The sequence below is a fragment of the Thermophilibacter sp. ET337 genome, from assembly GCF_024733715.1.
GTDB lineage: Bacteria > Actinomycetota > Coriobacteriia > Coriobacteriales > Atopobiaceae > Thermophilibacter.
The window spans coordinates 104,856-117,105 of sequence record NZ_JANRHO010000003.1 but is presented as its reverse complement, the minus strand read 5'-3'; the positions used below and the strand labels follow the sequence as shown (position 1 = coordinate 117,105).

Annotated in this window: 12 protein-coding genes; 6 read left to right on the top strand and 6 right to left on the bottom strand. The window is 68.3% G+C overall.

Going from position 1 to position 12,250, the window contains the following annotated elements; genetic code table 11:
• Together NW198_RS04090 and NW198_RS04085 are read left to right on the top strand one after the other, a co-directional pair.
• Positions 1–861 carry a PTS glucose transporter subunit IIA gene (locus NW198_RS04090; protein WP_258340112.1) on the top strand — a complete coding sequence of 287 codons (861 nt, stop codon included), beginning with the start codon at positions 1–3 and terminating at the stop codon, positions 859–861.
• A 125-nt stretch (positions 862–986) separates the two neighbouring features.
• A complete protein-coding gene (locus tag NW198_RS04085; protein ID WP_258340111.1) occupies positions 987–2,213 on the top strand; it encodes a CapA family protein in 1,227 nt (408 codons plus the stop codon).
• A gap of 74 nt (positions 2,214–2,287) precedes the next feature.
• On the opposite strand, the gene glpK is transcribed toward NW198_RS04085, so the two are convergent.
• Together glpK and NW198_RS04075 are read right to left on the bottom strand one after the other, a co-directional pair.
• On the bottom strand, positions 2,288–3,781 hold the full coding sequence (gene glpK / locus NW198_RS04080; protein WP_258340110.1) for a glycerol kinase GlpK: 1,494 nt from the start codon (positions 3,779–3,781) through the stop codon (positions 2,288–2,290).
• A 1-nt stretch (position 3,782) separates the two neighbouring features.
• Positions 3,783–4,748, bottom strand: coding sequence for a lysophospholipase (locus tag NW198_RS04075; protein ID WP_258340109.1), 966 nt, complete (start codon positions 4,746–4,748; stop codon positions 3,783–3,785).
• A 138-nt stretch (positions 4,749–4,886) separates the two neighbouring features.
• Here NW198_RS04075 and NW198_RS04070 point away from each other — a divergent pair, with 138 nt between their 5' ends.
• Complete coding sequence (locus NW198_RS04070; protein ID WP_258340108.1) at positions 4,887–5,168, top strand: hypothetical protein; 282 nt, start codon at positions 4,887–4,889, stop codon at positions 5,166–5,168.
• Between the two features lie 136 nt (positions 5,169–5,304).
• On the top strand, positions 5,305–6,270 hold the full coding sequence (locus NW198_RS04065) for a type I phosphomannose isomerase catalytic subunit (protein ID WP_258340107.1): 966 nt from the start codon (positions 5,305–5,307) through the stop codon (positions 6,268–6,270).
• A 413-nt stretch (positions 6,271–6,683) separates the two neighbouring features.
• Here NW198_RS04065 and mscL read toward each other — a convergent pair whose 3' ends face one another.
• From mscL to NW198_RS04050, 3 genes are all read right to left on the bottom strand, one after another.
• On the bottom strand, positions 6,684–7,163 hold the full coding sequence (gene mscL / locus NW198_RS04060) for a large conductance mechanosensitive channel protein MscL (RefSeq protein ID WP_087314775.1): 480 nt from the start codon (positions 7,161–7,163) through the stop codon (positions 6,684–6,686).
• 77 nt (positions 7,164–7,240) lie between these two features.
• Positions 7,241–7,714 (bottom strand): D-aminoacyl-tRNA deacylase, encoded by a 474-nt coding sequence (gene dtd / locus NW198_RS04055; protein WP_087314773.1) that lies wholly within the window; start codon positions 7,712–7,714, stop codon positions 7,241–7,243.
• Between the two features lie 62 nt (positions 7,715–7,776).
• A complete protein-coding gene (locus NW198_RS04050) occupies positions 7,777–9,405 on the bottom strand; it encodes a carboxypeptidase M32 (protein WP_258340105.1) in 1,629 nt (542 codons plus the stop codon).
• Between the two features lie 175 nt (positions 9,406–9,580).
• Between NW198_RS04050 and NW198_RS04045 the strand changes: the two genes are divergently transcribed.
• Both NW198_RS04045 and NW198_RS04040 read left to right on the top strand, forming a co-directional pair.
• Positions 9,581–10,534: an ROK family protein gene (locus tag NW198_RS04045; protein WP_258340104.1), complete on the top strand. Its 954-nt coding sequence runs from the start codon at positions 9,581–9,583 to the stop codon at positions 10,532–10,534.
• A gap of 162 nt (positions 10,535–10,696) precedes the next feature.
• Complete coding sequence (locus NW198_RS04040; protein WP_258340103.1) at positions 10,697–11,155, top strand: PTS sugar transporter subunit IIA; 459 nt, start codon at positions 10,697–10,699, stop codon at positions 11,153–11,155.
• 239 nt (positions 11,156–11,394) lie between these two features.
• Here the strand turns inward: NW198_RS04040 and NW198_RS04035 are convergent, their stop codons facing one another.
• The gene (locus NW198_RS04035; protein WP_087314766.1) at positions 11,395–12,246 is read right to left on the bottom strand and encodes a class II fructose-bisphosphate aldolase; all 852 of its coding nucleotides are present in this window, start codon (positions 12,244–12,246) and stop codon (positions 11,395–11,397) included.
• Positions 12,247–12,250: the final 4 nt, after the last annotated feature.

Here is a 12,250-nt window from a genome sequence, read left to right as displayed (position 1 = left end):
ATGAAGTACGAGAAGGAAGGTAAAGAGCTCCTCGCGCTCGTGGGCGGGCGAGAGAACGTGAGCTCGATCGTGCACTGCGCGACGCGGCTGCGCTTTGAGCTCGCCGATGACGCGAAGGCGAAGAAGGACGCCATCGAGAGGCTCCCGTATGTCCTCAAGGTCATCGTGAGCGGCGGTCAGTTCCAGGTAGTCATCGGCGCTGCCGTGCATGACTACCACCTCGCGGTCCTCGACGCGGCGGGCATGTCCGCGGACGAGAAGAACGAGGGGTCGGCGGCCAAGAAGAAGCAGAGCCCCGCCGATGTGGCGCTCAAGCTCATCTCGGGGTCCTTCTCGCCCCTCATTCCGGTCATGGCCGGCTCGGGCATGGTCAAGGCCCTGCTCACGCTGCTCGTGACCTTTGGCGTACTCTCGGATGCCAGCTCCACGTACCTGGTGCTCTCGGCTGCCGGCAACGCCTGCTTCTACTTCTTCCCGGTGCTTCTGGGCTACACGGTCTCCAACCAGCTCGGCGCCAACCCCTTCGTGGGCGCGGCCATCGGAGCCGCCCTGCTCGAGCCCAACTTCACCGGCCTCGTGGGCGTGGCGGGGACGGACTTTCTGGGCATCGAGCTGCTGATTCACATCGGCATGGATACCGTCGAGCTCAAGGGCGAGGGCATCACGGCGCTCGTGGCCCAGGGCGACGCGGTGCGCGCCGGTCAGCCGCTCATGAAGCTCGACCGCGCCTTCCTTGACGCGCACGGCGTCTGCCTGGACACGCCGGTCATCGTGACCAACCCCGACGCGATGCAGCGCCTCGTGTGCTCCGGCTCCCGCGCGGTCGCCCACGGCGACGAGATGATGACCGTCGTCATGTAGCCTCGCGTCCGAGCTCCTTGGGTCGCGGCCCCGCCTTTGCGAGCAGGCGGGGCCGCGCTCTTGTTTTGTGTGGCGGGCGGGGTGTGAGACAATGAGCTCACGTCCGCTTTTGCGAAGGGGGCCCCATGGCCCGCATGATGCTCACACGTCGCTCGCTCTTCTCGGCTGCCGCGCTTGCGGGGCTGGGGGCGCTGGCGGGATGCTCCCACGCGGCGGCGCCTGAGACGGGGCGCGCACCGGGGACGGTCTTTGACCGTGCGCACGCGGAGGCGGACGCGTCCGGAGCGGAGCCTCCCGAGGGCGGCGAGCGGCTCACGCTGCTTGCGGTCGGCGACGTCCTGCTGCATCCGAGCGTGCAGGAGAGCGGCCTTGGCGAGGATGGGACGCGAGACTACGCCCACCTCTTTGCGCACGTCGCGGATGACGTTGAGGCGGCGGACCTCGCACTCGTGAGTCAGGAGACGATCCTGGGTGGCGAGGCGCTCGGCCTCTCGGGCTATCCCAGCTTCAACGGCCCGCAGGAGGTTGGCGACGCGGAGGTCGGCGCAGGCTTTGACGTGGTGCTCCACGCCAACAACCACGCGCTCGACCGCGGGCTGGACGGCATAGCTGCCGAGCTCGCCTACTGGCGCTCGGCTCATCCGGGCATGTTGGTCACGGGCATCGCGGACAGCCGGGAGGCTGCCGGCGAGCGGCCCGTCATCGAGCGCGCGGGACACACGGTCGCCGTGCTCAACTACGCCACGTACATGAACGGCGTCCCGCTGCCGGAGCCCTGGTGCGTGCGCATGATGGACGCGGAGCTCGTGGCATCCGACGTCGCCGCCGTACGCGCGGCGGGCGCCGACCTCATCGTTGCCTGCCCGCACTGGGGCGACGAGTACGCCGCCGAGCCCAACGCCGACCAGCGCGGATGGGCGCAGACGCTCGCCGACGCGGGTGCGGACGTCATCATCGGCGGCCATCCTCACGTTTTGCAGCCCTTCGAGGTGCTGGCCTCAGCGGACGGGCGGACGGTGCCCGTGTTCTGGTCCGTGGGCAACTTCGTCTCGGGCCAGAGCCGCATGGACACGATGGTGGGCGGCATGGCCCAGGTGAGCGCGTCCTTCTCGGACGCGGGCGCGCGCGTCGACGAGTGCCGGCTCACGGCGCTGGTCACGCAGCGGGCGAAGGGGGAGGGCTTCGCCACCCGACGCTTGGCGGACTACACCGAGGAGCTTGCCGCGGCAAACGGCATCCGCGCCTTCGAGGGCTGCGAGGGCTTCTCGCGCGCATGGTGCGTGGAGTTTTGCTCGGAGCGGCTGGGCGAGGACTTTGACCCGGTCGCGGGAGAGCTCGTCTGGCGAGCGTGACCCAAAAGGGGGTAGGCGCGTGACAATTAGGACAGGTTGAATTGTCACGTGCCCGTTCCCACCGTCTCGCCTCTCTACAGCACGCGGCGCACGGCGTCGTGCCAGCCGGCGAGAAGGGCGTCCGCGCGCGACGGGTCCATCGTGCGGCGGAAGACGTCGTCGGTCTCGCGCAGGCCACGCAGCTCGTCGGTGCCGCTCCAGAACCCGGAGGCAAGCCCCGCCAGGTAGGCCGCCCCGAGCGAGGTGGTCTCGGTGTTGGCGGGGCGCCGCAGCTCCCGCCCCAGCAGGTCGGCCTGGAACTGCATCAGGAAGTCGTTTGCCGAGGCGCCGCCGTCGACGTTGAGCACGTCGAGCGCGCCGCCGGCGTCGGCGGCCATGGCGTCCGCGAGGTCGCAGATCTGGTACGAGAGCGCCTCGAGCGCGGCTCGCGCGAGGTGGGCGCGCGTGGTCCCGCGCGTGAGGCCCAGGATCGCGCCGCGGGCGTCGGGCTTCCACCAGGGCGTCCCGAGCCCGGTGAAGGCCGGCACGATGTAGACGCCGCCGGTGTCCGGCACGCTTTGCGCGAGCGCCTCGGTTTCCGCCGCGGTGCGAATGATGCCCAGCTCGTCGCGCAGCCACTGGATGAGCGCGCCCGCCACAAAGACGGAGCCCTCGAGGGCGTACTGCGTGTCCGTGGCGTTCGGCGGCGCGGCGGCGATGGTGGTAACGAGGCCGTGCTCGCTCGCTCGGGCCTCGCTGCCGGTGTTGAGCAGCATGAAGCAGCCGGTCCCATAGGTGTTCTTGGCCTCGCCGGGCGCAAAGCAGCACTGCCCGAAGAGGGCCGCCTGCTGGTCGCCGGCCACGCCCATGATGGGGATGCCGGCAGGAAGCCCCGGGTAGCTCGTCTCGCCAAAGAGGCCGGAGCTCGGGCGCACCTCGGGCATCATCGAGGCCGGGATGCCAAAGAGGGCGAGGAGCTCCTCGTCCCAGCGACCCTCGTGGATGTTGTAGAGCATCGTGCGGCTGGCGTTGGTGGGGTCGGTCGCGTGCACCAGGCCGCCTGTGAGCACCCAGACAAGCCACGTGTCCACGGTGCCAAAGAGCAGCTCACCCGCCTCGGCGCGCTCGCGCGCTCCGGGAACGTTTTCCAAGATCCAGGCGATCTTGCTCGCCGAGAAGTACGCGTCGGGCAGAAGGCCCGTCTTCGCCCTGATCGTGGCGCTCATCTCGGGCGCGCCGCAGAGCCGCTCGACCATCTCGGCCGTGCGCCGGCACTGCCACACGATGGCGTTGCACACGGGCGCCCCCGTCGCCGGATCCCAGACGATGGTGGTCTCGCGTTGGTTGTCGATGCCGATGGCGGCCACGTTTGCCGCGGTGAGCCCGTGGCGCGCGATGAGCTCCGTGCAGCTGCCGAGCTGCGAGAAGAGAATCTCCTGCGGGTTGTGCTCGACCCAGCCGGGATGCGGGAAGATCTGCTGGAAGGGGCGCTGGACGACGTCGACCATGCGGCCGGCGCGGTCGACGAGCGCGGCACGCGACGAGGTGGTCCCCTGGTCGAGCGCGATCACGTACTTCTCGGTGCCCATGTTAGCGTCCCTTCCCGTCGAGCCGCGCCTCGATCCAGGAGAGCACGTCTCCCATGACGCGCGCGCCGTCCTTCTCGTTGAGGATCTCGTGGCGCATGCCCTCGTAGATGCGCACGTCCACGTGCCTTTGCCCGGCGCGGCGCGCGAGCTTCGCCGCGGCCCGCACCCCCTTGCCGTTGTCTCCCACGGGGTCCTCCGCGCCGGAGACAAAGAGCAGGGGCACGTCGTGAGGCGCGCGCCGGGCCCACGAAAGCGAGCAGGCGCGCGCCGTGAGCTTGGTGACCGCCGCGTAGCCGCCCGCGGAGAACATGAACCCGCAGCGGGGATCGGCGACGTAGGCGGCCACGTTCTTCTCGTTGTGGCTGAGCCACTCACAGCCCGATGCGCCGGGGACGGCTCGCGCATAGGCTCCGACGCCCATGCCGTCGAGCAGCTTTGATCGGTACTTCTCGCCACGGACGGCACAGGTGAGGCGCGCGAGGGCATGCCCCGCCCACGAGACGGCGACGGGGAGGGTGCCGGTTCCGCTGAGGACCACGCCCGCGAGGCCCCTTCCGTGCGCCGCCAGGTAGACGCGGGCGATATAGCTGCCGAGCGAGTGGCCAAAGAGCAGGTAGGGAACGTCTGCGCCCATGCGCTCGGTCATGACGCGTCGCAGCGTGTGCTCGTCGGCGACGAGCGCCTCGGCGCCGCCGCGCGCCGGAAGGCAGCCGTAGGCGTCGGGGTCGCAGGAGGTGCCGTGGCCGATGTGGTCGTCGCCGCAGACCGCGAGACCGTGTTCGGCGAGCATGTTTGCGAACGCGTCGTAGCGCTCCACGTGCTCGGCCATGCCGTGGAGGAGCTGCACGACCCCGCGCGGCCGCTCGCCGGCGGCGAGCTTTGGCTGCCAGAGGAGCGCTCGGATGGTCGAGCGCCCGTCCGCGGAGGGGAAGCTCAGCTCTTCTCGGTTGGCCTCTTGATGTCCCATGGTCCTCCTCGATCAATCCCTGTAAGCAGTATCCTCGTCCGACTGCCCGCAAGCCTCGAGGTTCCGCCCGCCGACGTGAATATGCCGCTCGCGTTGGGGTACGATACCGTCTCGAGCGCACGATAGGGGAGGGTTCGCATGGGCTTTCACTGCACCGACTGCATCTTCGCGTCCTTTGCGCGCAACAAGAAGACCGGCAAGTTCCGTGGCGCATGCAGCCGTGGCTTCACGCTGACGGACCCTCACGTCCACACGAGCCCTGGGAACCACTTTGCCGAGGACCCGCGCAGTCTCGTTCCGACGATCGATCCGTTTGGCGAGGAGTACCTGCGCACCTCCAACGTTTGCGACCGTTTCCATCCTTCCGAGGACGCCCAGGCGCGCGAGGGGCGACACGGCTGGTGGCACGCTCACCTGTGAGGGTGACGACGCCTCCCAACAAACTTGACAAACTAACCTGACGCCAGTGTCACATGAGCACCAAGCCCGGCACCAACCTCCTGCCCGACGGGGTAAGATGACATCGTCTGAACCATCCTTTGAGCAGGAGGAAAGCATGTCCGACATCACGCGCGACCTCATCTTCCCGACGCCCATCTTCCACGGGAAGATCTGGGGCGGCCGCAAGCTCGAGACCGAGTTTGGCTACGAGATTCCCGACGGCCCGATCGGCGAGTGCTGGGCCATCAGCGCGCACCCCAACGGCGACTGCGTCGTGGCCGGCGGCGCGTGGGACGGCAAGCACCTCTCCGAGCTCTGGGACGAGCATCGCGAGCTCTTCGGCGACGTCGAGGGCGACCGCTTCCCGCTGCTGGTCAAGATCATCGACGCCAAGGACAACCTCTCCGTGCAGGTGCACCCGGACGACGCCTACGCCGCCGAGCACGAGAACGGCAGCCTGGGCAAGCGCGAGTGCTGGTACGTGCTCGCCGTGGACCCGGGCACCAAGATCGTGATCGGGCAGCGCGCGCACGACCGCGCCGAGCTCGCTGCCATGATCGAGGAGGGCCGCTGGGAAGACATGCTCAACCTCGTGCCGTGCCGCGCGGGCGACTTCTTCCCCATCGAGCCGGGCACCGTCCACGCCATCCAGGGTGGCACGCTGATTCTGGAGACGCAGCAGTCCTCCGACGTCACGTATCGCGTCTACGACTACGATCGCGTTGGTGATGACGGCAAGCCGCGTGATCTGCACATCCAGCAGAGCCTCGACGTGGTGGACTACGGCATGGAGGCGCCCGCGTCCGGTGAGGTCACCGCGCCCGAGGTCGACGGCATGACCGAGCTCATGGAGTGCCCCAACTTCGTCGTGGACCGCGTGCGCGTGTCCGGCGAGAAGAACGTGGAGCAGCCGTGGCCGTTCATGTGCGTGAGCGTGATCGAGGGCTCCGGCACCGTGTGCGCCGCCGAGGCCGGGGTGGAGCATGAAATCGCGCGCGGCACGCACTTCCTCGCGCCTGCCGGCTGCGGCACGCTCACGTTTGCCGGCGACATGACGCTCGTGACCTCGCGCCTTCCGTAGCTCTATGCTGGCCCGCCCGCTTTAGGGCAGCATGGTGTTTCGAGTCTTGTGAAGCGGCCCGGGCATGGTTGCCCGGGCCGCGTTCTTCTTAAGTGTGCAAAAGTGCCCTTCAATCCATTTTTCCCGGTCCGCTCATACAAAATCGTGCTCCAAGACATGGAGAAATGGCTCATTTTGGCCGGCGAAATAAAAATATAAAAATTGATATGAAGCTGACCTGCGGGTTTTCTCGGAGGAAGGTCCCGGACGCTTGATGGGCCCCAGAAATCCGATGGATTGAGGGCGGGTTTTGCATGCGGGTACCGGGCGATATGGACTGAAGGACAGGATTGCACGGAAAACTTGGAGCTACCTATAGAAAAGCGCCGCCCGGCGCGGTGCCGGGCGGCGCTAACGTGCAATGAGAGGGGAGCCTAGGCCTCGATCTTCTCGCCGCAGTGCGGGCAGCGGGTGGCGCCGGCCTTGACCTCCTCGAGGCAGTACGGGCAGTGCGGGGCCGCGGCCTCCTCGGCAGCCTCCTCGTCGGCCTCCTTCTTAGCGAGGGCGTCCATGCGCTCGCGCATGGTGTTGAGGCCCTTGACCATGCAGAAGACCACGAAGGCGATGATCAGGAAGTTGATGATGGCGGAGATGAAGGCACCGAGGTCGATGTACTGATCGGTGGTGCCGGGAACGAGCCAGCGCAGGCTGTTGATGGCCTCGGTGGCGCCGTCGGCCGCGCCGCCGGTAGCGGTGCTGGAGACGGTGGTCACGAGCGTGATCAGCGGCTGGATGACGTTGGTCACGAGCGAGTTGACGATTGCGGTGAACGCGCCACCGACGATGATACCAACGGCCATGTCCATGACGTTGCCGCGGGCGATGAACTCCTTGAACTCATCGACGATCTTCATGCGAGGGCCTTTCTATCAGCAAGTTTGACGTGCAGCCCACCGAGTCTATCATCAGGCCCCAACCTGCGCCGCGCGCGTCAACCCCTGGCTGAGCCCCAGCCCAGTTCGTCGGTGTCGAGAAGGACGGTGAAGGGCCCGTCGTTGACCAGGCTCACGCGCATGTCCGCGCCAAAGACTCCGCGGCCCACGCGCCCTGGGCCCAGCTCTGCCTCGGCGAGGTCGCAGAACCGGTCGTAGAGGCGCTCGGCGAGATCGGGACCGGCCGCTCCGGTGAATGACGGCCGGTTGCCGCGGCGAGCGTCGGCGTAGAGCGTGAACTGGCTCACCACGAGCACGCTGCCACCAGTGTCAAGCAGCGAGCGGTTGGTCTTTCCGGCGTCGTCCGCGCAGATGCGCAGCGCGGACACCTTGCGCCAGAGGCGTTCCGCCAGGGCCTCGTCGTCGCGGGGCGCCACGCCCAGCAGAATCAGGTAGCCGGCGCCGCAGCTGCCCGTCACGACGCCGTCCACCTCGACCGACGCCTGTTCCACGCGTTGTATGAGCGCTCTCATCCGCGGCCCCTCCGCTGGGAAACCTGTCCCAAAACGTCTGAACGAAAAAACACGTCCCCAATTTACAGACGGTAGATGGCGGAGAACTTCTCGGTCAGGTAGTCGGTGTAGTAGGTGGCCGAGAAGGGTTCGCCGCACGCCGCCTCGATGAGCTCGCCGGATTCCTTGGCGCGGCCCCAGTGCCAGATGTTGTCGCGCAGCCAGGAGCGGATGGGCGCGAGGTCGCCCGAGGCGCAGACCGCCTCGAAGTCTATGCCGCCGCGGATCATCGCCGCCTTGAGCTGAGCGCCAAAGGCCGACCCCAGCGCGTAGGTGGGGAAGTAGCCGAAGGAGCCGTCGGACCAGTGGGTGTCCTGCAGAGCTCCGCGCGCGTCGTCCGGGACGGTTACGCCCAGGTACTCGCGGTACTTCTCGGCCCAGAGGCGCGGCACGTCGGCCGCGGTGGCCTCGCCGGAGAAGAGGAGCTGCTCGATCTCGTAGCGCACGAGGACGTGCAGCGGGTAGGTGAGCTCGTCGGCCTCGGTGCGGACCAGACCCGGCTCGGCGCAGTTCTCCGCAAGGTAGAGCTGGTGAGCCGTCACGCGGGCAAACTGCCCCGGGAAGTGGCGGCGCAGCACGGCCAGCAGCGTGGGCGCATAGGCCTCGGAGCGGCCCACGAGGTTCTCGAAGAAGCGGCTCTGTGCCTCGTGCATGCCCATCGAGGTGCCCTCGGCAAGCGAGGTGCCCGCGTAGGCGGCATCGACGTTTTGCTCGTAGAGGGCGTGCCCGCCCTCGTGGAGGATGGAGAAGACGTTGGAGAGCACGTTGTCGGGGTAGGCGTGGCCGGTCACGATGACAAAGTCGCGCGAGAGCCCGCAGGTGAAGGGGTGCTCGGTTCGCCCGATCCAGAGGGCCCCCTCGTCGAGGCCCTCGAGACGTGCGAGGTCTCCCGCGAGCCGCCACTGGCGCTCCACGTCGAAGGTGCCCTCCACGCAGGCGTGGCTCGGCTTGTGGCGGCTGGCCATGCAGTCGGCGAGCAGCGGGACCACGCAGTCTTTCACCTGCGAGAAGAAGCGGTCGTAGAAGGCGCGGTCGGTGCCCCACTCGTACTCATTGAGCCAGACGTCGTACGGGTCCTTCTCGGCGTCCTTGAACTCGGCCATGCGCCGAAGCGACGCCACGATGCGGTTGACGTAGGGCTCGAACGACGCCCAGTCGTTGGCGGCCTTGGCGCGGCGCCAGACGTCGTTGGCCTCGACGGTGAGACGGCTGAAGGCGGCCTGCTCCTCGGCGGGCACGTCCACGAGGGAGGCGCGGTCGCGCTTGAGGATCTTGACCTGCGCCATGCGGGTCTCGCCGATGAGCTCGGGCTCCTGCTCCAGGCGACCGAGCAGCGGCGCCACGGCAGGGTCACAGAGCGCGCGCACGGACAGCTCCTGCAGCTGTGCCATGGCCTCGCCGCGCTGGGCGGTGGCCTTGGGCGGATCGATCACGGGGCCGAGCCCGCCGATCTCGCCCATGGCGTAGCGCAGCGAGAAGAGCGTGCGCTCGAGGGCATCGAGCGCCTCCATGTCTGCGCGGGGGTTGGAGAGCGCGGCGTTGATCTCGCCGCGGTTGGTCGAGGGGATCGTGACCCCCTGCGCGACGGCATCTGCGGCGGGCTGCGTCTTGGGGTCGGCTGTGGGCTGCGTGGTGGGGTTCGTCTCTGCCATGGGTGCTCCTCGCTGCTCTAGGTGACGTGCGTGAGGGTGACGCACCCTCAGTGTACCCGTCCGCCGACGCCCGGACCCGTCCGCGCAGAAGATGGTCACAGAGCTTCTGCGGGTGGCTATCATCGGGGATACGTTTGGCCGCGGGAGTCCCCGCACGGCAAGGGAGGAACAAGACATGGATATGGTGCTGGGCATCGACGTCGGCGGGACGAGCATCAAGGCGGGACTGTTCACGCCCGAGGGAGAGCTGCTCGAGGAGCGCAAGATCCCGACGCCCGCGCTCGTGGACGCCGTGGCGTACGCCACCGTGACCGAGGGCCTGGGCAAGATCCTCGCCGCCCACGACGCCACCGCCGCCGACGTCATCGCCTGCGGCCTGGACATCCCCGGTCCCGTGGCCGATGACGGCACCGTGGGTCTTCTCGCCAACATCAAGCTCGACCCCGAGGGCTTTGTCGGCGCGCTCTCCGCGGAGTTCCCCAACGCGAGCATCGCCTTCGTCAACGACGCCAATGCGGCGGCGCTCGGCGAGATGTGGGCCGGCGTGGCGCAGGGCGTCTCCAGCTACGTGCTCATCGCGCTGGGCACGGGCGTCGGCGCCGGCGTGGTCGTGGGCGGCAGGCTCATCGCCGGCTCCTTTGGCGCGGGCGGCGAGATCGGCCACATCACGCTCAACCGCGACGAGACGCGCACGTGCGGCTGCGGCCGGCGCGGCTGCCTCGAGCAGTACGCCTCGGCGCAGGGCATCGTGCGCCTCTACCTCGAGGAGTGCGAGCGTCGCGGCGTGACGCCGGTGCACGTGGAGCACGCCACCGACACGCTCTCCGTCTTCCGCGCGCTCGCGGGCGGCGACGAGTGCGCCCAGCTCGCCGTGGACAAGATGTGCGACTATCTGGCCCTGGCCATGTCGCAGATCTCCTGCATCGTGGACCCCGAGATGTACCTCATCGGCGGCGGCGTGGCGGGTGCCTTTGCCACCTTCGCCCCCGAGCTGCGCAAGAAGTTCGCGGAGTACGCGCTCAAGCCGTGCAAGGAGGCACGCATCGAGGCGGCGAGCCTCGGAAACCAGGCGGCCATGTACGGCTGCGCCTACGAGGCCCTGCGCCTGCGTCGCGAGGCCAGGGGATAGTCCGGGCTGTCCCGCGCCTTCGCCGCCGACGCGCTCACGTGAGCCCCGAATGTGCCCGCGCGGGGAGGATGACGCCGATGGCCTCGTCCTCCCCGCGCGGTGCTACCATGAATCTGTTACGAATAGGCAAGGGCGGCGAACGCCGCCGGGCAGGGGGTAGAGATGAGCGAGTTCGTTCCCGCATCCAACGTTGTTCTCGGCCAGAGCGCCGCTTCCGTCGACGAGGCGCTCAGGCTGCTGGCCGCCAAGGCCGTCGAGCTGGGCCTCTCCGATGACGCCGAGGGCGTCTACGGGGCGTACAAGGCCCGCGAGGTCGAGGGCACCACGGGCATGACGGGCGGCTTCGCCATCCCCCACGCCAAGAGCGACGCCATCAAGGCGGCGGGCATGATCGTCGTCAAGTTCTCCGAGGGCATCGAGTGGCCCTCCATGGACAATGCGCCCGTCACCTGCGCCATCTCCATCCTGACGCCCGCCGCCGAGGCCGGCACCACGCATCTGCGGCTGCTCTCCAAGGTGGCCGCCCTGCTCATGGACGACGGCTTCCGCGCGAACGTCCAGGCGTTCGACGATGCCGAGAAGATCGCCGAGCTCGTCAACTCCGGCCTCGCCGAGGCGTAGCGTTTTGACAATGTCGTCATGACAATGTCGTCAGGTTAAAATGTCAACGGACCCGCGCCGCGCGCGTCGGGGCCCGTTTTATGTGACGCGGGCAGGTTCTTCTCGCTCGACGTCCTTGTCCTCACGGGAGTACGAGGACGGGCTCCGTGGGCCCTACAAACACAGGAAGGCCCCGGTTGCTGCGCCCGCACGGGGACGGCAACCGGGGCCAAAGCTGCGTGGTCGGGGCGGTGCCTGTCTTATGCCCTGTTGACGGAGCCGAGGTTGGTCATGCGGACCTTGACGAGGTCGGTGATCTCCTGCATGCCGGGCTTGTTGGGCTTCTTGGGGTCAAAGGCGCCGGGGTTCTCGGCCATGTAGCCCATGAAGCCGCGCATGAAGGCCTGGCGCAGCTCGGTGGCGTAGTTGACCTTGCAGATGCCGTTCTTGATGGCCTCGGCGACCTGGTCGTCGGGCACGCCGGAGGTGCCGTGGAGCACGAGCGGCACGTCCACGACGGAGCGGATGGCCTTCACGACGCTCTGCTCGATGTGCGGGGTCTCGGTGTAGACGCCGTGCGCGGTGCCCACGCCGATGGCGAGCGACGTGCAGCCGGTGCGCTCGACGAACTCGCGGGCCTCCTCGGGGTCGGTGTAGGGGCTCTCGCCCTCGACGGCCGGGCCGTCGTCCTCCTTGCCGCCGACCTTGCCGAGCTCGGCCTCGACGGGGATGCCCAGCGGCTTGGCGACCTTGGTCACGGAGGAGGTGAGGGCGATGTTGTCCTCGAAGGTGTCGTGGGAGCCGTCGATCATGACGGAGGTGTAGCCGGCCTTCATGGCCTGGACCGCGCGGTCGAAGCCGTCGCCGTGGTCGAGGTGGATGGCCACGGGCACGCTCGCCTGCTCGGCGGCGACGCGGCACATGGCGGCAAAGTAGTCGAGGTTGGCGTACTTCACGGTGCCGGGCGTGGTCTGCATGATGACGGGGGAGCGCAGCTCCTCGGCGGCCTTCACGACGGCCATGACGAACTCGAGGCTCTCGACGTTGAACGCGCCGACGGCGTAGTGGCCGGCCTGGGCGTCGAGCAGCATTTCCTTCGTGGTGACGAGCATCAAA